Below are 21,726 nucleotides of genomic sequence, written 5' to 3' on the forward strand. Positions count from 1 at the left end.
TGAAGGGCCGAGGCGGTCGATCGACCGCCTCGGCCCTTCGCGTTTCCCGCACCCGGTCCTGCATCGCCGCGAATCGCAAACCCGCCGCCCCTGCTCTCCCCAAAGCCGGCCCGCAATCCCGACACCACGCCCCTACCTGCAGAAACGCCGGCATGTCGGACCCGTGTGGGAGAGTGGTCCTTTTCGGTTGGTCGGAGGCGGATGCGGGTGGGAAGGGGCATGCCCTACGCCCGGTCCCCGGCCTCGCCGTCGGGGCACCCGGCACCGGATGCCGCCGCCGTCCCCCGCGCGCCCCGCCACCCCGCCTCACGTGACCGGCCGCGTCCTCACCGCCCTCCGGGCCTCGCCCCGCGGGCGGTGACCTCGTACGCTGAGCGCGTGACCCGCAAGACCTTCGCCGACAGCGCCGCCATCAAGCAAGGCCCCTGGACCCACCGGCACATCGACGCCAACGGCTCGCGCTTCCACGTGGTGGAAGCAGGCGAGGGCCCGCTCATCCTGCTGCTGCACGGCTTTCCCGAGTTCTGGTGGGCCTGGCGGCACCAGATCCCGGCCCTCGCCGACGCCGGCTTCCGCGTCGTGGCCATCGACCTGCGCGGCTACGGCGCCTCCGACAAGCCCCCGCGCGGCTACGACGCCTACACGATGGCCGCCGACGTCGTCGGCCTCGTGCGCGCCCTCGGCGAACGCGAAGCCACCGTCGTCGGCCACGACCTCGGCGGCATCCTCGGTTTCGCCGCCGCCGCGTTCCACCCCCGCCAGTTCAGGTCCCTGGTCGTCATCGGCGCGGCCCACCCGCTGCGCCAGCGCGCCGCGCTCGCCGTCGACCCGAAGGGGCAGATGGCGGCGTCCCGACACCTGTTCGCGTTCCAGATGCCCCGCTACGAGCACAAGCTGACCGACTGGGACGCAAGGAAAGTCGCCGACCTCATGTACGCCTGGTCCGGCCCGGGCTGGCGGGGCAGCCGCGACTTCCAGGAGTACGTGCGCGCCTGCCGCGACGTCATCCAGATCCCGCAAGCGGCGTTCTGCGCCCTGGAGGCGTTCCGGTGGCCGTTCCGCACCGCGATGGGCCTGGCCGGGCGACGGTTCGTGAAGCTCCTCCAACGGCCGACGCCGGTGCCGACGCTCCAACTGCACGGCGCGCTCGACTCCTGCGTCCTCCCCCGCACCGCGCAGGGCTCGGGCCGGTACGTGCACGGCCGCTACGAGTGGAAGCTCCTCGACGGCATCGGGCACTTCCCGCAGCAGGAGGCCCCGGAGACGATCACGAAGGAGATCATCCGCTGGGCGAGCTGACTCCGTACGCCGTATCTCGTACACGGTACTGCGTATGCCCTTGCGGCGCAGCGTACCCAGTACAGCGTACTTAGTACAGCGCCCTGAGTACATTGTGGTTAGTACAGCGTACCCAGCACAGCGTGCTGAGTACATTGTGCGCAGTACGACATACACCGCACAATGTACACCGTACGGCAAATCCGACCGCTGACGATATCCACCAGCGCGGCTAGCCGACCGGCTAGCGCGTCGTGCAGGATGGGGCGGGGCCACCGCGCCCCATCGACCACCCGACGAGCCACCTGGAAGGCGGGTCAATGTCCGAGGCCAAATTCGCGCTGCGCGGCGCGACGATCGTCCCCATCACCTCAGCACCCATCGAGCAAGGCGTCATCCTCGTCGAGAACGGGCGCATCAGCGCCGTCGGCGGCGCGGACCTCCCTGTTCCCGAAGGCATCCCCACCGAGGACGCGACGGGCAAGTGGATCGTGCCGGGCCTGATCGACGCGCACACGCACCTGGGCGTGCACGAGGTCGCCGAGGGCTGGGCCGGGAACGACAGCAACGAGATGACCGACCCGAACACCGCGTACGTGCGGGCGCTGGACGGCATCAACCCCGCCGAGCGGGGTTTCGCCGAGGCGCTGGAGGGCGGCGTGCTGGCGGTGAACGTGAACCCGGGTTCGGGCAACGTGATCGGCGGCGAGACCGTGGCGATCAAGACCGTGGGCCGCTATGTGGACGAGATGGTGCTGCGATCGCCGTCGGGCGTGAAGTCGGCGCTCGGCGAGAACCCGAAGCGGGTGTACGGCGAGCAGAAGAAGACGCCGTCGACGCGGCTCGGCACGGCGGGCGTGCTGCGGCAGGCGTTCGTGGAGGCCGAGAACTACCGCGGCGCGGACGGCCCCGACCGCGACCTCAAGCTCGAGGTGCTGGTGAAAGTGCTCGAGCGTGAGATTCCGTGGCGCCAGCACTGCCACCGCGCCGACGACATCGCGACCGCGCTGCGCGTGGCCGAGGAGTTCGGGTACGACCTGGTGCTCGACCACGGGACCGAGGCACACCTGCTCGCGGATGTGATCGCCGAGCGGGGGATCCCGGTGATCTTCGGGCCGCTGCTGTGCTCGCGTTCCAAGGTGGAGACGGTGAACCGCTGGCCCGAGAACGCGGCGAAGCTCGCCGCGGCGGGCGTCCAGCTCGCGATCACCACCGACCATCCGGTGGTCCCGATCGAGCACCTGATCATCCAGGTGATGCTGGCGGTCAAGGCCGGGCTCGACCGCGAGACGGCGCTGCGGTCGGTGACGATCAACCCGGCGACGATCATGGGCGTCGACGACCGCCTCGGCTCCCTCGAGGCGGGCAAGGACGCCGACTTCTGCATCTGGTCGGGCGACCCGCTCGACATCTACTCGAAGGTGGAACGGGCCTACATCGACGGCGAGCAGGTCGCTTAAGGCCCGCATTTCGGGCTTCGGCCTGCAAAACGGGCACGGCTGGACCCCCGGCATCAAGAGTCGCACCGAGGTACGACACCGCCGGCTCATCAGGGCGTTGGCCCGGGGCGGCGGCGCTGTGGGGGCTGGTCCGCCGCCCCGGACGATCGGACGCGGCTCAGGCGGCCCGCCGGACCTCGGCCCGGGTCGGGAGCGCAGCCTCGGAGGCGACCCGCAGGTCGCGGGCGATGAGGCCGCGCCGGGCGGCGGTGAAGCCGCCGGCGATCCGGCCGAGCAGCGAAGGCCGGTCGGGGACCACGGGCGCGTCGGGCAGCGCCGAGCGAGCCTCAGAGGCGACCATCTGGATTGTCAGGAGTGCGTAAGCGTCCATCGGGTGTTCCTTCCGGGCGGTGATGCGAGATGCGTGCCGCGCCGGTGCGGCGGTGAGGCCCGCCCCGCGTATGGGTGCGCCGGGTGGATTCCCGGTGCCGCGGTCGGTTCCGGGGCCTCGCCACTACTCTGACCGGCCCTTGTCTCCGGCTCATTACGCCTCAGGAAACCCTCGGACAAGTCCTATGAACACCAGGGTGCCGATCATGCCCCAGGTCACACCCGTTGCACGGCAGGGACGCCCGAACGCGGACCCGGCCGGACGCGCCGACGAGCCGAGCACGCAGGCGCCCCGGCCCCGTCCCGCGGCCCGGCGAGGAGTGAACGCGGCGGCCCGGGGGTATCCGGGGTGTACGCGCACGCAGTGCGCGCCTGAGTAAGGCGGTGAAAGATCATGGCCACCGGAACGGTCAAGTGGTTCAGTCCGGAGAAGGGCTACGGGTTCATCGAGGCCGACGACGGCAGCGGCGACTATTTCGTCCACTTCAGCGCCATCGCCGACAGCGGGTACCGAAACTTGGAGGAGGGCCAGCACGTTCGCTTCGACATCACCGAAGGCGAACGCGGCAAGCAGGCCTCCCAGGTAGAACCGAACTAGACGGGCCGAGGATCAGGGCCGCCCCGCGCCGCCACCGGCGGCCGGGCGGGGCGCCTGACCGCGGCCGAAAGAGCCGGAGGCACCCATGGACGACGCGAAGGCAGCGGGAGACGCCGCAGACGAGGCGGCCGCAGCACCCATGGACCCCGAGGAGACAGGCCTGGACTTCGCGGGTCTCGGCCTGGGGCCCGAACTCGTCCGCGTCCTCGCGGACCTGGGCTACGAGGAACCGACGCCGATCCAGCGCGAGGCCATCCCGCCCCTGCTCGCCGGCCGCGACCTGCTCGGGCAGGCGGCGACCGGGACGGGCAAGACCGCCGCGTTCGCCCTCCCCGTGCTCACGCGCGAAACCCCCGGCGAAGGCATCGACCCGCGGGCGCTGGTGCTGGTGCCCACCCGGGAACTCGCGATCCAGGTGTCGCAGGCGTTCCACCGCTACGGCCGCGAACTGGGCGTCCGGGTCGTGCCCATCTACGGCGGCCAGCCGATCGGACGCCAGCTGCAGGTGCTGCGGCGGGGCGTCGACGTCGTCGTCGCCACCCCCGGACGGGCCCTCGACCACATCGAGCGCGGCACCCTGCGCCTCGGCGAGGTCTCGACGGTGGTGCTCGACGAAGCGGACGAGATGCTCGACATGGGCTTCGCCGAAGACCTCGAGGCGATCCTCGCCCACACCCGCGAGGACCGCCAGACCATGCTGTTCTCGGCCACCATGCCCGCCCACCTCGAACGCATCGCCCGCCGGCAGCTGCGCGACCCCGTCCGCGTCGCGCTGGGACGCGAGGACTCCACCGCGCGCGAGGCGCCGCTGGTCCGCCAGACCGGGTACCTGGTCACACGCGCCCACAAGGCCGACGCGCTCGGACGGCTCCTCGACCTCGAGTCCCCCGATGCGGCGATCGTGTTCTGCCGCACCAGAGCCGAGGTCGAACAGCTCACCGAGACCCTCGCGGGGCGCGGCCACCGGGCCGAGGCGCTGCACGGCGGCATGAGCCAGGACCAGCGCGACCGTGTGATGAAACGCCTGCGCGGCGGCACCGCCGACCTGCTCATCGCCACCGACGTCGCCGCCCGGGGACTCGACATCGAGCACCTCACCCACGTGATCAACTACAACGTGCCGTCCGCCCCGGAGGCGTACGTGCACCGCATCGGCCGGGTCGGGCGCGCCGGACGCGAGGGCGTCGCGATCACGCTCACCGAGCCGCGCGAGCACCGGATGATCAAGGCCATCGAGCGGCTGACGAAGCGGCGCATCAGCATCGAGCAGGTCCCCACGGTCACCGACCTGCGCGCCCGCCGCCTGGAGATCACCCAGGCCGCGTTGCGCGAGGCCCTCGTCGTGGGCGGCCTCGACCGGTACCGAGTGGTGGTGGAGGCGCTCGCCGACGAGTTCGACGTCATGGACGTGGCGCTCGCGGCAGTGCAGCTGGCGCACGAGGCGACCGGGCGCGACGTCGACGAGCGCGAGATCCCGCCGGTCGCCGAGCCCGGCGAACGCCGGCCGCGCCGCGACCATGAGCGCCGCTCGGGCCGCGAGGACGACCGGCGTCCGGACCGGCGCCCGCGCGACGACGCATCGATGACCCGGCTGTTCCTCAGCGTCGGGCGCGACGCCGGAGTCCGGCCCCAGGACCTGGTCGGCGCGATCGCCGGGGAGTCGCGGCTCAGCGGGCGCGACATCGGCGCGATCGAGATCGCCGACCGCTTCTCGCTCGTGGAGGTCCCCGAGGCCGCCGCCGACGAGGTGATCGACGCCCTGCGGCAGACCACGATCAAGGGCAAGCGGCCGGGGGCGCGCCGCGAGCGGTACACCGCGCCGCAGCGCCGCGGTTGAGGCCGGACGGCCGGGCGCCGACGTGTCAGCGCGGCGCTGACGGGTACCCGTGCAGCAAGCAGCGCACGGCGATCGAAGGGAGCACGCGCATGGCCAGCGAAGAAACCGGTGGCGTGACAGGCACACCGGACAAGGACTACAACATCATCTGGTTCGTCGAGGCGTGCCTGAGCAACGCACTGCGGCTGGAGACCTACATCGCCGACGCCGAGCGGGCGAACGACACCGAGCTCGTGGAGTTCTTCAAGCGCGCGCAAGGCGCGAGCCGCAAGGGCGCCGAGGAAGGCAAGGCCCTGCTGGCGCAGCGGCTCAACGGCTGACCGCGAACGTTCAGCGTCCGCAGCTCCGAACATTCGGACTGCGGGCGCACTGCTCTGCCCGCCATCGCCGACCCGCCCGGCGTCACGCCGACCGCTGCGGCCCCCGTCGCGGACCGCCCGGCTTGCTCCCGGAAGTCCCAAACCGGCGGAGCGGCCCTCGACTTTCTGGGAACCTGAGGTCACCTGCGGCCGTTCCAGGAGGGAGGCGACGGTGACCCTCGAGCCCGCGAGCATCGCGAAGCGGACGATCGGCGACCGCGCCCAGCGCACCATCGAACGGGCGCGCGAGGTCTCCCGCCGCGGCTCGGCACTGCTCGCCGCCTCCGCCAGACTCGCCAAGACCGTCCAAGAACGGGCCGCCGACCTCACCGGCGCACAGGTCGAATCCCGGCTGCGCGGCATCCCGATCACCGAACTCAGCAAGCTCACCGTGCCCGGCACGGGCATCCCCGCCCTCGAAGCGGCCGGATACGACACGGTCGCCGACCTCGAGGCCGCCACCGACGAGCAGCTGCTGGACGTCCCCGGCGTCGCCCACCGCACCGTGCAGGAAGTCCGCAAGGCCATCGCGAACCTCACTGACGAGATCACGGCCGCGACCCGCCTCGAACTCGACCCCGAAGAGCATTCGGAGGCCGAGACCGCGCTGCTCACCGCCCTCGTCGCCGAACGCGCCGGCCGCCGCGCCGCAGCAGCGATCCGCGAGCCCCTCGGCCGCTACGGCGAAGCGCTCGACGCCGACCTGCCCGCCGCCGAACGCGCCGCCAGCCGCTGGCGCATGTTCTGGACCCGACGGCACCGCCGCGAACGCGTCATGCGCGCCTACCTCGCCGTCGAGTCCACCGTCGACGGCGTCGGCGCCCGCGACCTCGTCAACGCCATCGAAGCAGGCGAACACGCCGTCGACCTCGACGCCTACGACCCCGACACGGTCTGGCGCGAGTTCGCCTCCGACGCCGCGTACTACACGACCGCCCTCGCCAACATCACCGGCACCGACGTCGCCGACCTCCAGGCCCTCGAGGACTTCGTCGACACCGAGGAGCGCCGCCGCATCGAAGCGCTGCCACTCGACCTCACCCACCTGCGCACGCCGCTGCGCCGATACCAGGCGTTCGGCGCCAAATACGCGCTCCACCAGCGCCGGGCGATCCTCGGCGACGAGATGGGCCTGGGCAAGACGATCCAGGCGCTCGCCGTCTGCGGCCACCTCGCCGCCACCGGCCGCCGGCACTTCCTCGTGGTCTGCCCCGCCAGCGTCCACACCAACTGGCTGCGCGAGATCCGGCACCACACGAGCCTGCGGGCGTTCAGCCTCCACGGGCCCTCCCGCGACGACACCGGCGAGGCATGGCTGCGCGACGGCGGCATCGCCGTCACCACCTACGGCACCCTCCCCCGGCTGGAATGCCTCGACCGGGCACCCCGCGCCGAGCTCGCCGCCCTCATCGTCGACGAAGCCCACTTCATCAAGAACCCGCAGGCCAAACGCTCGACCGCGGTCACCGAGCTCGGCGACCGCGCCCGGCTGACGCTCTACCTCACCGGCACGCCCATGGAGAACCGGGTCGAGGAGTTCAAGAGCCTCATCGCCTACCTCCGGCCCGATCTGGCCGACCGCATCGAAGCGGGCGGCGTCATCGCCGGCGTCGAGGTCTTCCGCCGCCTCGTCTCCCCGGTCTACCTGCGCCGCAACCAGGAAGACGTCCTCGCGGAACTCCCCGAGCGCATCGAGATCGAGACCTGGGTCCAGCTCGGCGAGACCGCCCGCTACCGCGCCGAAGTGAAGGACGGCAACCTCATGGGCATGCGGCTCGCCGCCTCCGCGACGGCCGGCTCCGAAAAGCTCGAACGCCTCGCCGAGATAGTGGACGAAGCCACCGGCGACGGCCGCAAGGTCGTCGTCTTCACCTACTTCCTGGAAGACCTCGAAGCCGTCGCCGGCAAACTCGGGCCACTCGTCCACGGCACTATCGAAGGCCAGGTCCCGCCCAACGTCAGGCAGCGCCTCATCGAGCGCTTCGCCGCGTCGGAGGGGCCGGCCGTCCTCCTCGCCCAGATCGAAGCGGGCGGCGTCGGCATGAACATCCAGGCCGCCTCGGTCGTGGTCATCTGCGAACCGCAGTGGAAACCGAGCACCGAGGAGCAGGCCATCGCCCGGATCCACCGCATGGGCCAGGCCCGCCGCGTGCAGATCCACCGCCTCCTCGCCAAGGACTCCATCGACGAGCGCATCCGCGAGATCCAAGAGGGCAAGCAGCTCCTCTTCGACCAGTACGCCCGCGGGGAGTCCGGCCCCGAAGTCCTCGACGACGACGCGGTCCCCATGGAGCACCGCGCCGTCGCCGCCGAACGGCACCGCTTGGGCCTCGACTGAACCGGCCTTCAGCAGCGTTGCAGCACGTGCGCGGACGGCAAAGCGGATAGCCGTACATCAATTGGCGCCTGTCTGGGTACCCGGAGTCCTGACAGGAGGCGCCGCCGGCGGCACCGAGGACATTCGGACCGCCCATCGGAGAGGAGACCGGTATGCGCTGGCTCGTAAGAAACGTGGCTCTGGCCGCGGCCATGGCCGTGCTGCAGTACGCGGTGCGGAAGGTCGTGCAGCGCCGGACCGGGCGCTCGAGCTCCGCTGCGGCGCACTAGGACTCGCAGCAGCGCCAGAAGCACCACCGGCCGGGTCATCCCCTCGGCCGGATCTGAACGACACAGGAGGACCTCATGATCGGATTCATCGTCGCCGGACTCGTCATCGGCGCGCTCGCCCGCCTCATCAAGCCGGGCAAGCAGCGGCTCGGCATCCTCGCGACCCTCATCCTGGGCCTCGTCGGCTCGATCATCGGCGGCACCATCGCCAACCTGCTCGGCACCGGCGACATCTGGGAGCTGAACGTCCTCGGCTTCGTGATGGCCGTGATCGCCGCGATCCTGCTCATCGGCGTCGCCGAAGGCATCGCCCAGAGCCGGCACCACCCCGCGCACTGACGTCCAAGGAAGCATGATCCCGACCGCGCACAGCCGAGAACATAGGGCGCTGCGGGGATCGGGACGCACAGGGCGGCTACTCCACCGGGCGGGTCCTTCGGGACTCGCCCGGTTCTCGCATGCCTGCGGAGCTGGGCTTTTGGTGGGTCCAGTGGGACTCGAACCCACAACCTACGGATTAAAAGTCCGCAGCTCTGCCAATTGAGCTATAGACCCAACGGGGAGATTACCGCATCGGAGCGGCACCGGTGCGGGTGGCGGGGCCCGGATGGCCTGCGGCACTCGGATTGTCGATGGCGGGGCCCGGATGGCCTGCGGCACTCGGATTGTCGGTGGCGGGTGCGATAGTCGCCAGAGGCGCGTTCGTCCACAGCCTGTGGACGGCGGGCAGCGACGATGCGGCGCTGGCGCGGGGCTGTTTCAGGACGGACTCCACCGCCGGGCCGGTGGCGGTGGAGCCTGCGGCGGGCGGTGTGGGCTTCGCACCGCCGCGGGTGGACGGCGCGGCGGCAGTCGCGGAGCACCGCCGCCGCGCCTATTCGATCCGCGTCACACGCAGTCCTCGGTGGGGTCGGACCCGCTCCCGCTTGATCGAACATATGTACTATAAACCATCGCGTCGAGCCCGCACACCCCCGGTCGGGTGAATTCCCAACGGATCTGAGGAACGCGCTCGCCGCCCGGCACGGCCCCGGCGGCATCAGGCGGACGAGCAGGTAGACTCGCCTGCTGTGCTCATACTGCTGCCGCCGTCAGAAGGAAAGGCCGGTCAAGGCGACGGTCCTCCCTTGGACCTCGGCCGACTCTCCTCACCCGCGCTGAACCCTGTCCGCGAGCTCCTCGTCGACCGCCTGGTCGAGCTGTGCGCCGATGAGGAGGCCGCTGTGAAGGCGCTCAAGCTCCCCGCGAGCGCGCGCCATTACGTCCAGGCCGGCCGCGCACTCCGCACCGCCCCGACCCTCGCGGCCTGGGAGCTGTACAACGGCGTCCTCTACGACCGGCTCGGGCTCGGCGACCTTCCCGACGGCGAGCAGGTCTTCATCGCGTCCCCGCTGTGGGGGCTCCTGCGGCCCTCCGATCGCGTGCCGCCGTACCGGATGCCGATGAGCACCCGCTTCCCCGGACTCGACACGCTGGCGAAGCTGTGGCGCCCGGCCGTCACCGAGGTGCTCGGCGCCCGCAACGAACTCATCGTGGACCTGCGCTCGGGCACGTACGCCCAGGTGTGGGGACCGAAGGACCGCGGCGTCACCGTGCGCGTGTTCAAAGAGGACGCCGACGGGGTGCGCACCGTCATCACCCACATGGCCAAGGCGACCCGGGGCGAGGTCGCCCGCGCGCTCCTCGCCGGCGGCGCCCGGCCCGAGTCCGCGGCGGACCTCGCCGACTTCCTCGCCGGCCAGGGCTGGAAGGTCGAGCTCAGCGAGCCGGCCACCCGCTCCAAGGCCTGGCAGCTCGACATCGTGAGCGCCTGAGGAAAGCTACCCTCGCGTGCAGTAGCGAGCGCCCCCGGCAACAACCCTGCCCGGTGGTACCTGAAGGCGAGCTGAAGACGATCGAAAGCTACCCGCGCGTTTCGTTCCGAGCACCCCCGGCAACAACCCTGCCTCGCCGAACCTGAAGGGGAGCTGAAGCGGTTGGCAGGCACAGCGAAAGGAAGGGCCCGGACGCGGTGCGTCCGGGCCCTTCCTGCGTGTCGCTAGTGCTTCGAGTGGTAGCCGTTGGTCTTGGCGCGCTCGAATGAGCGGCGCACCTCTTCCTCGGCTTCGGCCCGGCCCGTCCAGGTCGCGCCCTCGACGCTCTTGCCGGGCTCCAGGTCCTTGTAGACCGTGAAGAAGTGCTGAATCTCCAGGCGGTCGAACTCGGGCACGTCGTTGATGTCCTTGAACCGGTCCTTGCGGGGGTCCTCGGCCGGAACGCACAGCACCTTGTCGTCCACGCCCTTCTCGTCGCGCATCCGGAACATGCCGATGGCACGCGCGCGGATCACGCAACCGGGGAACGTCGGCTCCACCAGGACCAGAGCGTCCAGCGGGTCGCCGTCCTGGCCGAGCGTGTCGTCGATGAAGCCGTAGTCGGCCGGGTACACCGTCGCGGTGAACAGCGTCCGGTCCAGACGGATACGTCCGGTCTCGTGGTCGATCTCGTACTTGTTGGCGCTCCCTTTCGGGATCTCCACGGTCACGTCGAACTCCATCGGCCGACCTCCTCCAGGCTCAAATGCAGTGCTCTTGATGGCTTAGTCTCTGTGCATGTCCCTCAGCGACAACGCCGACCCCAAGGTCGCGAGTAGTACGCCACATGCCGCCCCCGCCCCGCAGCAGGCCCGGGTGCGCCGTCGCCGGGCGCTCACGCGGGTCCTCGCGGCCCTCGCCATCGTGGTCACCGTAGCCGCAGCAGGGGGCCTGGTGTGGCAGATCACCGCCGTCACCAGCCCTCGGACCGGGACGCTCACCGCCCCTGAGGCCTATCCCCCGGCCGCGCCCGCCCCGGTACTGGCCGGGTCCGACGCCGACGCGCCGCTCCCCGACCTCGCCACGGTCATGCCGGGACTGCTCGCCGACCCGCGGCTCAACGGCAGCCTCTCGGCGTCCTTCGCCGACGCCCTGACCGGGGAAGTCATCTTCGAGCAGGAGTCCACCACCCCGCTCGCGCCGGCCTCCTCCATGAAAGTGGTCACTGCCGTGGCCGCGTTCGAGCACCTCGGCCCCGAATACCGGATCCCCACCACTGTGGTCGAGGGACCGACCGAGGACAGCGTCGTGCTCGTCGCGGGCGGCGACCCCACGCTGACGATCGACGGCGAGGGCTACTACACCCCCTACGCGGCCGGCGCGAGCCTCAAAGAGCTCGCCGACCTCGTCCTGGAGGCGCGCGGCGGCACCGCCCCGTCCACCGTCTACCTCGACACGAGCGTGTTCACCGACACCGTCAGCGCCACGGGCGTGACGGCGGCCGAACTCGTCACCTCGACCGGGCCGATGGCGCCGATCATGGTCGACGGCGGCCGCATGGACAACACCGAGAAGTACGCCGACCACTACCCCGACCCGGCCATGGTCGCCGCGAAGGAGTTCGCGAACCTCCTCGGTGCGACCACGGTCGAGGCGGGCACCGCCGGGGACGGCGCGGCCGAACTGGCCGTGGTCCACTCGGCCCCGATGTCCGCGCTCGTGGACTCGTTCATCCTGACCTCGGACAACCTCCTTTCAGACGCGGTCGCGCTCCAGACGGCGCTGGTCGTCGAGGGCGCGATGACCTGGGCCGCGATGTCCACTGTGCACGCCTCGACGCTGGAGGGCCTCGGTGTGGACACGGCCGGGCTGGTGTTCCACGACGGTTCGGGGCTCTCGCCGGACGACCGCATGACCGCGGAGGCGTTCACGCAGATGCTGCTCGGCGCGACCGGGACGCAGGCGTCGTCGGTGTTCGAATCCCTGCCCGTGGCCGGCTACTCCGGGACGCTCGAAGACCGCTTCGGCACCGCCGAGGAAGGCGAGGGCGTGGTCCGGGGAAAGACCGGGACCCTCACACAGCCCACGGGAGTCATCTCCCTGACCGGCACGCTCACCACAGCGGCCGGCAGGCAGCTGATCTTCTCGCTCATCAGCAACGGCCACACGACAGGTCCTGAGGCGGTGGAGACGGCGATGGACGAGGTCACCACGGCCGTGTCGCTGTGCGGCTGCTGATCGTTCGGTGCAATGGGGCTCCTCTCCGCCGTTGCATTCGGCTGGTTCCGATGATGCACCGGTGAACCTGAAGCCACGCTGAAGCCGCCTGAAGACGACTTCAGGAAGCGGAGCGGGAACGCTGCGGGAGACGTGAACAGGGCCCCGGGCATCAGCCCGGGGCCCTTTGCGCCGCTTGGGATCAGGCGGTGTTCCAGGTCTGCGTGAGGTCCAGGCAGCCGGTGGCGGGCACCGTGGCCGTCCGGTTGCCGATGGACTCCCACGTGTAAGCGCCGGAGGCCCGCACGATCACGTACTTGTACTGGAAAGTGGTGCCGGCGGGGACGCTGATCGTGCCCTTCCACACCGGGTACGACGCCCCCGACAGGTGCGCCGAACTGACGGCCGTCCAGTTGCCCAGCTGCGGGATCGAACCGACGACGTACACCTCGTCCCCCACGTTCGTCCCGGTCACCGTCGCGTTCACGGTGACGCAGTCCTTCGTCCCGCCGTTGCCGCCGCCCGAACCGTTGCCGACGTAGATCGCCAGCGCGGTCTTCGCTGCGACCGTGGCAGTGAAGGCGCCGCCGGAGACGGTGACGGTGCTGCCGGAGATGACGTCCGTGTACGAGCCGTTCGGCAGTGCGGTGGTGAAGGTCCGGGTGATGGCGGACGCGCCGGCGTTCACGACGACGTGGCCGGTGTCGCCGCGGCCGAAGGCGAGCGCGTCGCCCGAGCCCCAGGTGTTGACGACGGCGTCGCCGGCGGTGGCGGCGCGGAAGCCGGCCATGCCGCTCAGGTACGGGGAGCGGTGGAGGCACGTGAAGGCGCCGGGGCCGCAGACGGCGTCGGCGACGGTGCCGTCCGGGTTGAGCGGCGGGGCGGCGTGGTTGCTGGTGAACTCGTAGCCGGTGTAGGAGGCGGGGGTGCCGAAGGGGTGGGCGAGCATGAACGCCTCGGCGAGGAGGTAGTCCTGGCCGTACTGGTAGTTCATGGTCTGGGTGCCGCGTTCGGTGTCGTGGTTGGCGACGAAGACGCCTGCGGGTGCGGTGTAGCCCCAGCCGGTGCCGATGGTGGTGAGGTGGCGGGCTTCGGCGCCGCCGTTGATGTGGTTCTTGAGGTCGTAGGCGTAGCTGAACTCCTGGACGTCGCCGATGCCGGTGTACTCGGCTTCGGTGATGGGTTCGCCGGGGGCGCCGATGACTTCTTGGACGATGTAGGGGTCGCCGTCGACGAGGTCCATGATGGCGGCGAGGTCCGTGGCGGCCATGTGTTTCGCGGCGTCGACGCGGAAGCCGGCGACGCCGAGGCTCTGGAGGTCGCGGAGGTAGGCGGCGATGGTCTCGCGGACGTCGGCTTGGGAGGTGTCGAGGTCGTTGAGGCCGACGAGGTGGCAGTTCTGGACTTCGTTGCGGTCCTGGTAGTCGTCGATCTCGCAGTAGGCGCTGCCGGTGTTGTGGAAGTCGGAGGCGTCGTATCCGGCGGCGGGGTAGTCGAATTGGCGGTAGCTGCTGCCGGCCCAGCCGGTGCGTGCTTCGGTGGCGGAGCCGGCGGCCATGTGGTTGATGACGACGTCGGCGATGACGCCGATGCCGTTGGCCTGGCAGGTGGCGATCATGTGCTGGTATTCGGCGCGGGTGCCGAGGCGGGATTCGATCTTGTAGCTGACGGGCTGGTAGTGGATGTACCAGGCGTCTGCTTCGCCGGGGGTGGTGTCGTCGCCGCGGATGTGCTCGTTGGGCGGGGAGGTCTGGACGTAGGTGTAGCCGGAGTCGGCGAGGGGGCCTTCGCATTCGGCGGCGATGGAGTTCCAGTTCCATTCGAACATGTTGAGGATGGCGTCGCCGCCGGTGAGGGCGGCGGCGGGTGCTGCTTCCAGGGGTGCGGGGTGGTCGTCGGCTTGGGCGGTGGGGACAGCGGCGGCGATGAGGGCCGCGAGGGCGGTGGCGCCGAGGGCGGGCAGTGCGCGGCGGCGGAGGTGGTGAGGCATCGTTGCTTCCTTTGCAATTTCTGCCCGCAAATGCTGCAAGATGTTGCGGACTTGAGAAGAACGTAGCATCGGCGGTCCGATAATTTCAAGATGCTCGATATTTGAATTCATACGGTTACGCGGCGTGCGCCGCGGTGCGGGCGAACCGCCGCAAACCGATCCGGTGAACCGCACCGCCCACGCGGTGCCCGGCAACGCGGCAAACGCGCGCGCCCCTCCGGAAACCCCAGGTCCGGTACGCGGCGGTTCGCCCCACTTGCGCGGGACAGTGGCGCGGCCGTAGCGCTATGGATAGGCTTGGCCGATGGCGCCGCCCGCAGGAAACCCGATGCTGCCGTCAGTCGACTGGCAGACCGCCGCCTCCTGCTCCCGGGCCTTCAGCCGCGGCGGCCCCCGCATGAGCCCCGAAGGCGCCCTCGACGTCGTCGCCGACCTCCACCGCCACGCCCGCACCGCGATCGACCTGGTCACCGACTACACCGGCCTCGTGCCCGCCACGACCGTCTCCGTCGACGTGGTCGACCGCATCCGCTGGAGCCGGATCAACATCGCCGGGTTCCGCCGCCTCCTCGTCGAACTCGGCGCCGAGGACCCGGCGCCGACCGCCCCCGTCTCCGCCGCCGCCAAGCTCACCGGCGTCCAGACCGGCGCGGTCCTCGCGTTCCTCTCCTCCCGCGTGCTCGGCCAGTTCGAGACGTTCTCCACCGACGCCGGCCGGCTCCTCTTCGTCGCTCCCAACATCGTCGAGGTCGAACGCCGCCTGCGCCTGCCCTCGCGCGAGTTCCGCCTCTGGATCGCCGTCCACGAAGCCGCCCACCTCACCCAGTTCACCGCCGTCCCGTGGATGCGCGGGCACTTCCATCACCTCATCCACGCGTTCTTCGACGCCGCCGAACCCGACCGGTCGACCGCCTCCGGCCTCGCCCGCGCCGTGCGCCGCGCCCTCGCCACCGCCCGCGAGGAGGAGCAGCACGGCGGCCCGCGCGAGGAGATCCCCGGCACCGACGTCATGTCCGCGGTCACCAGTCCTGAACAGCGCGAAGCGATCTCGCAGATCCAAGCGCTCATGACCCTCCTGGAGGGCCACGCCGAAGCCGTCATGGACGGCGTCGGCCGCACCGCCATCAACCACGTCGCGCTCCTGCGCCGCCGCTTCGACCGCCGCCGCGCCAACCCGACGACGCTGCAGCGCTTCCTGCGCCAGCTCCTCGGCCTCGACGCGAAGATGCGCCAGTACGCCGCCGGCCGCCGCTTCGTCGACCAGGTCGTCGCCGAGCACGGCGTCACCGGCTTCAACCGCGTCTGGGAACGCCCCGAGCACCTGCCCACCGAAGCCGAGATCGACCGCCCGGAGCAGTGGATCGCCCGCGTGCTGCGAGGCCAGGACCTCGCGCCGCAGCGGCTCGGCGCCGGACGCGGCTGACCGGCATGGCGAAGCTGCCGCCGTCGGTGGCGCGCCTGCGCGTCGCCGTCCGCGACGCCCTCGCCGACCTCCCCACCGGATCGCTCGCACTCGCCGCGTGCTCCGGTGGACCCGACTCGCTCGCACTGGCCGACACCCTCGCGTTCTGCGCCCCCCGGATGGGGCTGCGCGCCGGCCTCATCACGGTCGATCACGGACTGCAAGCGGGTTCGCACGAACGCGCGGCCGAGGTCGTGGCGTGGGCCAGGAGCGCGGGACTCGAACCCGCGCTGTCAATCGTGGTCGCGGTCGGCGCGGCCGGCGGACCCGAAGCGGCCGCCCGGACCGCCCGGTACCAGGCCCTCGACGACGCCGCGCAGCACCACGGTGCCAGCGCGATCCTCCTGGGGCACACCAGGGACGACCAGGCCGAGACGGTCCTGCTCGCGCTCGCCCGCGGCGGCGGGCCGCGCGGCGTCGCCGGGATGCGCGCGGCGCGCGGGATCTACCGGCGTCCGCTGCTCGGCATCGCACGGACCGACACGCACGCGGCCTGCGCCGAGCGCGGCCTGAAGCCCTGGACCGACCCGCACAACACCGACCCCCGGTTCCTGCGCTCAGCGCTGCGCCCGGCGATGGACGTGCTGGTCGCGACCCTCGGCGAGGACGTGGTCGCGAACCTCGCGCAGACGGCGGCACTGGTCGGGGCGGACACGGACTACCTGGACGGCCTGGCGGGCGAGGCGCTGGAAGCGTGCCGGGCCGGGAGTGGGACGGTCGCTGACGGCGCGGTCGGCGACGGCGCAGCGGCCGGAACCGCGATCGACGGGGCCGATGCCGGCGGCGGTGCGGTTGCCGGGGCGATCGCGGACGGCGGCAAGGCGACCGGTCTCGGCGCACTGGACGCGAAGCGGGTGGCGGCGCTGGCCGGGCCGGTGCGGCAGCGGGTGCTGCGCGCGTGGGTGCTCGAGGCCGGAGTCGAGGGCGCGGAGCTGAACCACCGGCACCTCGACGCGGTGGACGCGCTCGTCGCGCACTGGCATGGCCAAGGTCCGACATTTCTGCCCGGCGGGATCGAAGTGCGGCGGAGCGGTGGTCGGCTCACGGCGCGGCCCGGCGACGGCTCGACCGGCTCCCCCGAAGCGCAACCACTGCAGAGCTAAGCGGCGGCACGGTCGGTCACGGCGCGGCCAGGCCCCGAACTCGCTCCTCTCAGAAGGAATCGAACGACGGCGGAACGGTAGGGCGGCTCACCGCGCGGCCCGGCGACGGCTCGACCGGCTCCCGCGAAGCGCAAGCACCGCAAGGATGACAGCCCCAGCGGGGCGCGGTCGGTCACGGCGCGGCTTGAACGGGGGCCGGCAGCCAGCGCCCGGCGCTCCCGGTCCCCGTGCGGCTCCGACAGGTCTGGGACGCTCCCGATCCGGGCGAACCTGCGGCCCGCCGCAGCGGCATCGGCGGGTCGGCCTGCCGCTTTCGGCTGTGCTGGTACGCAACGGGAGTCGCGGAAGCCGCGGGGGCCACGGTCGGCGCTCGAGTCGAGGTGGCTTCGGCGCGGCAAATTGGTCGGATCCGGCCCACAGATCGGTCGCGAGGACCACGTGCCGCGAACACCGTCGCAGTAGCGGTGGGGCGCGGTCCGCTCCGGTGAGGGTCGCGGGCCGCCGCTCGGACCGCTGCCCGAGATGAGCGGATCGCGGCCATCGCTGAACCGGGCGCCGCGGCGGCATCGGTGACGTGCTCAGCGCGCGGGTGGTTTGATGCGGGTCACGGCCGCCGATCGGGCCGGGCCCGGGAGGCCGGATCGCGGGCATCACTGAGCCTCAGGCGCCCGCGTTCTCGGCGCCCCCGGATCGAACCCTGACCGACGGGTCCGACAATCCACGGGCCCTGGCGATGCCGTTCCGCTTGTAGCGAAATAAACAAGGTGTGATGCGCGCAGAACTCGGCCTGGAACGAGGTGCTGGGCGGAGGAACTCAGCCGTGGAACAAGGGGCGGGGTACCGAAAACGACGTCCTGAAACTGGTGCGCGAGGCGGCGAAGAACGCCGCCCGGGACGCCCCGCACGGCGACGAAGACGGCCCGCGCATCGGCGCGGGCCGTCGGGGACGGGGGTTCGGGACTCGGGGTCCCGGGTGCTTATTTCTGGTAGACCGCCGGGTTGAGCACACCGATGAACGGCAGCTCCCGGTAGCGCTCGGCGTAGTCGAGGCCGTAGCCGACCACGAACTCGTTGGGGATGTCGAAGCCCAGGTACTTGACCGGGATGTCCACCCGCTGCACGCCCGGCTTGCGGAGCATCGAGACCACCGCGACCGAGGCCGGGTGCAGGCCCTCGAGGTACTTCAGCAGCCAGTCCAGGGTGAGACCGGAGTCGATGATGTCCTCCACGACCAGGATGTGCTTCCCGGCGACATCGGAGTCGATGTCCTTGAGGATGCGCACGGTCCCCGAGGAGGTCGTGGAGCTCCCGTACGAGGAGAGCGCCATGAACTCCATCTTCACCGGCACGCTCAGCGCTCTCGCGAAGTCGGCCATGAACATGACCGCCCCCTTGAACACGCCCACGAGCAGCAGCTCGTCGCCGCTGCCGAGCACGCCGTCGGCGTAGTCGGCCGAGACGCGCGCACCGAGCTCGGCGACCTTCGCCCGGATCTCGTCTTCGGTGATGATGGTGCGCTCGATCTCCTCGGCGTACCACGAATCAGGATCGAACACCGCGTCCCGCGCTGCAGCGGACGGGACTGAAGGTGGGCTGGCTAGCTCCGACGTCATGTAACAAGGGTGCCACCCGATCGCCGGCGGCGCTGGCTTGGGTGGGCGAACTCAACCCGCCCGTGGTACTAATTACGGTCTATCAGCGGGCGGGGTAAGGGCGGTATCCGTCGCGTAGGGCCAGGGGTGCTGACGCTGCGGGTCGTCGAACCTCCGCACCGTGTACGTTCGAGTTGTCTTCGCCCTGCAGCCCAGGAAACCCTGTGGGGCCACGGCGAACCACATCGCCGCGACAAGGACAGCATCGCTCTCGAAACGCGAATTACGCAGGAGGAAACGAGTGGTCGACGCCGGGAGACCCACACCTGAGCGGAAGCGGTTCTTCCGCAGGCCGCTCGTCTGGATCGTGCTCATCGCCCTCATCGCGGTCCTGATCGGCAGCTTCTGGTCCGGCGGCTCCGACTATGACGACGCGAAGACCTCCGAAGTCCTCAAGGACATCAACGACGGCAACGTCGAATCGGCGATCCTGCTCGACAAGGAGCAGCAGGTCCAGATCACCAAGGACAACGGCGACCAGGTCCAGGCCTTCGTCCCGACCGGGATGATGGAGCCGCTGGCCACCGAGCTGGAGACGGCCGGCGTCGAGTTCGACACCGAGGTCAACGAGACCTCCGTGTTCGTCTCGTTCCTGCTGAGCCTCCTGCCGATCGTGCTCATCGTCCTCCTGCTGCTGTTCTTCATGTCGCAGATGCAGGGCGGCGGCTCGCGGGTCCTCAACTTCGGCAAGTCCAAGGCCAAGATGGTGTCCAAGGACACCCCGAAGACCACGTTCGACGACGTGGCCGGCGCTGACGAGGCCGTCGAGGAGCTCCGCGAGATCAAGGACTTCCTCGAGGACCCGAAGAAGTACCAGGAGCTGGGCGCGAAGATCCCCAAGGGCGTCCTCCTGTTCGGCCCTCCCGGCACCGGCAAGACCCTCCTCGCGCGCGCCGTCGCCGGCGAGGCCGGGGTCCCGTTCTACTCGATCTCCGGCTCGGACTTCGTGGAGATGTTCGTCGGCGTCGGCGCCAGCCGCGTCCGCGACCTGTTCACCCAGGCCAAGGAGAACGCCCCCGCCATCGTGTTCGTCGACGAGATCGACGCCGTCGGCCGCCACCGCGGCGCCGGCATGGGCGGCGGCCACGACGAGCGCGAGCAGACCCTCAACCAGCTGCTCGTCGAGATGGACGGCTTCGACACCCGCGGCGGCGTCATCCTCATCGCCGCGACGAACCGCCCCGACATCCTCGACCCGGCCCTGCTGCGGCCCGGCCGCTTCGACCGCCAGATCCCCGTCGACGCCCCCGACAAGGAAGGGCGCCAGGCGATCCTCTCGGTCCACGCGAAAGGCAAGCCGTTCGTCCCGAACGTCGAGTTCGAGACCATCGCGCGCCGCACGCCGGGCTTCTCCGGCGCCGACCTCGAGAACGTCATCAACGAGGCCGCGCTCCTGACCGCCCGCCACAACCAGAAGGCGATCTCGGCCGACGCCCTCGAAGAGGCCATCGACCGCGTCATCGCCGGACCGGAGCGCAAGGGCCGCGTCATGGGCGACGCCGAGAAGAAGATGACCGCCTACCACGAGGCCGGCCACGCGCTCGTCGCCCACGCGCTGCCGCACGCCGCGCCCGTCCACAAGCTCACGATCCTCCCGCGCGGCCGCTCGCTCGGCCACACGCTCGTACTCCCCACCGAGGACAAGTACACGCAGACGCGCTCGGAGATGATCGACACGCTCGCGTACGCGCTCGGCGGCCGCGCCGCCGAGGAGCTGGTCTACCACGACCCGACCACCGGCGCCTCGAACGACATCGAGAAGGCCACCAAGGTCGCCCGCGCGATGGTCACCGAGTACGGCATGTCCGCCAAGCTCGGCGCCATCAAGTACGGCTCGGGCGGCTCCGAGCCGTTCCTCGGCCGCGAGTACGGCCACCAGAAGGACTACTCCGACGAGGTCGCCGCGCTGGTCGACGCCGAGATCCGGGCGCTCATCGAGATCGCCCACGACGAGGCGTACGCGATCGTCACCGAGTACCGCGACGTGCTCGACCAGATGGTCACCGAGCTGCTGGAGAAGGAGACCCTGAATCAGGAGGACCTCGCCCGCATCGCGACCCGCGTGGTCAAGCGCGCGCCGATGGCCCCGTTCAACGGCACCGCCTCCCGCCGACTCGGCGAGCCGCCCGTCTCCACCCCGAACGGCTCCAGGCCCGCCGAGGGACCCGAAGAGGGCATCGAGATCGGCCCCGCCACCGAAGGGCAGTCGCCGCAGCCGTAAGCGGACGTGAAACATTTCACGGGCCTTCCCACCTGCTGGTGGGGAGGCCCGTTTCGCGTCCGCGGAAGGGTCACGTGGTGGCGGAGCACACTGGGCGTGTCAGGGGGAAGCCGTAAGCTTGTGCGATGGCTGAACTCGACAACCTGGCCGCCCGACTCATCGACGGCCGCATCAACGGCAGCCCCGTCGAAGGCGCGGTGGACCTGGGCCGGATCGAAGCCGCCGTCAGGGAGATCCTGACGGCCATCGGCGACGACCCCGACCGCCCCGGCCTCCAGGAGACCCCTCGCCGCGTCGCCCGCGCCTACGCCGAACTCTTCGCCGGGCTGCGCGTCGACCCCGCCGAGGTCCTCAAGACCTCCTTCGACGAGAACCACAACGAACTGGTGCTCGTGCGCGACATCGACGTCCAGTCCTTCTGCGAGCACCACCTGCTGCCGTTCACCGGCGTCGCCCACGTCGGCTACATCCCCGGCCCGGCCGGGAAGATCGTCGGCCTCTCCAAACTCGCCCGGCTCGTCGAGGTGTACGCCCGCCGCCCGCAGGTGCAGGAGCGGTTCACCAGCCAGATCGCCGACCAGCTGTACGACTCCCTCGAAGCGAGCGGCGTCATCGTCGTCGTCGAATGCGAGCACACCTGCATGTCCATGCGCGGCATCAGGAAGCAGGGCTCAAGGACCATCACGTCGGCGGTGCGCGGCCTCATGCAGTCCGACGCGCGCACCCGCGCCGAGGCGATGGCGCTCCTGCGCGGCACCCACTGACAGGGCGACCGGAGCG

17 protein-coding genes and 1 tRNA gene are annotated in these 21,726 nt (G+C 70.8%); 13 read left to right on the forward strand and 5 right to left on the reverse strand.

Translation table 11 applies throughout. From position 1 onward, the window contains the following. Nucleotides 1-378: 378 nt before the first annotated feature. Both AB0I03_RS07845 and AB0I03_RS07850 read left to right on the forward strand, forming a co-directional pair. Entirely contained in the window at nt 379-1,299 is a 921-nt protein-coding gene (locus AB0I03_RS07845; protein WP_360408269.1) for an alpha/beta hydrolase, read from the forward strand. Nucleotides 1,300-1,598: 299 nt separating this feature from the next. Next, nucleotides 1,599-2,738, forward strand: coding sequence for an amidohydrolase (locus AB0I03_RS07850; protein ID WP_360408272.1), 1,140 nt, complete (start codon nt 1,599-1,601; stop codon nt 2,736-2,738). Between the two features lie 157 nt (nt 2,739-2,895). Here AB0I03_RS07850 and AB0I03_RS07855 read toward each other — a convergent pair whose 3' ends face one another. Then, nucleotides 2,896-3,108, reverse strand: coding sequence for a hypothetical protein (locus AB0I03_RS07855; RefSeq protein ID WP_360408275.1), 213 nt, complete (start codon nt 3,106-3,108; stop codon nt 2,896-2,898). Nucleotides 3,109-3,501: 393 nt separating this feature from the next. Here AB0I03_RS07855 and AB0I03_RS07860 point away from each other — a divergent pair, with 393 nt between their 5' ends. The 5 genes from AB0I03_RS07860 to AB0I03_RS07880 all read left to right on the forward strand — a co-directional run bounded on the left by AB0I03_RS07860 (nt 3,502) and on the right by AB0I03_RS07880 (nt 8,847). After that, nucleotides 3,502-3,705: a cold shock domain-containing protein gene (locus AB0I03_RS07860; RefSeq protein ID WP_360408278.1), complete on the forward strand. Its 204-nt coding sequence runs from the start codon at nt 3,502-3,504 to the stop codon at nt 3,703-3,705. Nucleotides 3,706-3,844: 139 nt separating this feature from the next. Continuing rightward, the gene (locus tag AB0I03_RS07865; protein ID WP_360409945.1) at nt 3,845-5,542 is read left to right on the forward strand and encodes a DEAD/DEAH box helicase; all 1,698 of its coding nucleotides are present in this window, start codon (nt 3,845-3,847) and stop codon (nt 5,540-5,542) included. A gap of 89 nt (nt 5,543-5,631) precedes the next feature. Further along, the gene (locus tag AB0I03_RS07870) at nt 5,632-5,862 is read left to right on the forward strand and encodes a hypothetical protein (RefSeq protein ID WP_360408281.1); all 231 of its coding nucleotides are present in this window, start codon (nt 5,632-5,634) and stop codon (nt 5,860-5,862) included. Nucleotides 5,863-6,073: 211 nt separating this feature from the next. Further along, nucleotides 6,074-8,239: a DEAD/DEAH box helicase gene (locus tag AB0I03_RS07875; RefSeq protein WP_360408284.1), complete on the forward strand. Its 2,166-nt coding sequence runs from the start codon at nt 6,074-6,076 to the stop codon at nt 8,237-8,239. A gap of 344 nt (nt 8,240-8,583) precedes the next feature. Continuing rightward, nucleotides 8,584-8,847, forward strand: a complete 264-nt coding sequence (locus tag AB0I03_RS07880; protein ID WP_360408287.1) for a hypothetical protein — start codon at nt 8,584-8,586, stop codon at nt 8,845-8,847. Between the two features lie 140 nt (nt 8,848-8,987). On the opposite strand, the gene AB0I03_RS07885 is transcribed toward AB0I03_RS07880, so the two are convergent. Then, nucleotides 8,988-9,063: transfer RNA gene (locus AB0I03_RS07885), tRNA-Lys, on the reverse strand. Between the two features lie 515 nt (nt 9,064-9,578). On the opposite strand from AB0I03_RS07885, the gene AB0I03_RS07890 reads away from it, so the two are divergent. After that, entirely contained in the window at nt 9,579-10,322 is a 744-nt protein-coding gene (locus tag AB0I03_RS07890; protein WP_360408290.1) for a peroxide stress protein YaaA, read from the forward strand. A 224-nt stretch (nt 10,323-10,546) separates the two neighbouring features. On the opposite strand, the gene AB0I03_RS07895 is transcribed toward AB0I03_RS07890, so the two are convergent. Then, nucleotides 10,547-11,044: an inorganic diphosphatase gene (locus AB0I03_RS07895; RefSeq protein ID WP_360408293.1), complete on the reverse strand. Its 498-nt coding sequence runs from the start codon at nt 11,042-11,044 to the stop codon at nt 10,547-10,549. A 55-nt stretch (nt 11,045-11,099) separates the two neighbouring features. On the opposite strand from AB0I03_RS07895, the gene dacB reads away from it, so the two are divergent. Continuing rightward, on the forward strand, nt 11,100-12,539 hold the full coding sequence (gene dacB / locus AB0I03_RS07900) for a D-alanyl-D-alanine carboxypeptidase/D-alanyl-D-alanine-endopeptidase (RefSeq protein ID WP_360408296.1): 1,440 nt from the start codon (nt 11,100-11,102) through the stop codon (nt 12,537-12,539). Nucleotides 12,540-12,720: 181 nt separating this feature from the next. Here the strand turns inward: dacB and AB0I03_RS07905 are convergent, their stop codons facing one another. Continuing rightward, nucleotides 12,721-14,508 (reverse strand): carbohydrate-binding module family 20 domain-containing protein, encoded by a 1,788-nt coding sequence (locus tag AB0I03_RS07905; protein ID WP_360408299.1) that lies wholly within the window; start codon nt 14,506-14,508, stop codon nt 12,721-12,723. A 328-nt stretch (nt 14,509-14,836) separates the two neighbouring features. Here AB0I03_RS07905 and AB0I03_RS07910 point away from each other — a divergent pair, with 328 nt between their 5' ends. Then, nucleotides 14,837-15,931: a zinc-dependent metalloprotease gene (locus AB0I03_RS07910; protein ID WP_360408302.1), complete on the forward strand. Its 1,095-nt coding sequence runs from the start codon at nt 14,837-14,839 to the stop codon at nt 15,929-15,931. A 5-nt stretch (nt 15,932-15,936) separates the two neighbouring features. Further along, nucleotides 15,937-17,073 (forward strand): tRNA lysidine(34) synthetase TilS, encoded by a 1,137-nt coding sequence (gene tilS / locus AB0I03_RS07915; protein WP_360408305.1) that lies wholly within the window; start codon nt 15,937-15,939, stop codon nt 17,071-17,073. Between the two features lie 977 nt (nt 17,074-18,050). Here the strand turns inward: tilS and hpt are convergent. Continuing rightward, the gene (gene hpt / locus AB0I03_RS07920; protein WP_360408308.1) at nt 18,051-18,629 is read right to left on the reverse strand and encodes a hypoxanthine phosphoribosyltransferase; all 579 of its coding nucleotides are present in this window, start codon (nt 18,627-18,629) and stop codon (nt 18,051-18,053) included. A 337-nt stretch (nt 18,630-18,966) separates the two neighbouring features. On the opposite strand from hpt, the gene ftsH reads away from it, so the two are divergent. Both ftsH and folE read left to right on the forward strand, forming a co-directional pair. Further along, nucleotides 18,967-20,946 (forward strand): ATP-dependent zinc metalloprotease FtsH, encoded by a 1,980-nt coding sequence (gene ftsH, locus AB0I03_RS07925; protein WP_360408311.1) that lies wholly within the window; start codon nt 18,967-18,969, stop codon nt 20,944-20,946. A 125-nt stretch (nt 20,947-21,071) separates the two neighbouring features. Continuing rightward, on the forward strand, nt 21,072-21,710 hold the full coding sequence (gene folE, locus AB0I03_RS07930; protein ID WP_360408314.1) for a GTP cyclohydrolase I FolE: 639 nt from the start codon (nt 21,072-21,074) through the stop codon (nt 21,708-21,710). Nucleotides 21,711-21,726: the final 16 nt, after the last annotated feature.

Origin of the sequence: Glycomyces sp. NPDC021274 (genome assembly GCF_040641195.1) — a bacterium.
In the GTDB taxonomy this organism is placed as follows: Bacteria; Actinomycetota; Actinomycetes; order Mycobacteriales; family Micromonosporaceae; genus Glycomyces.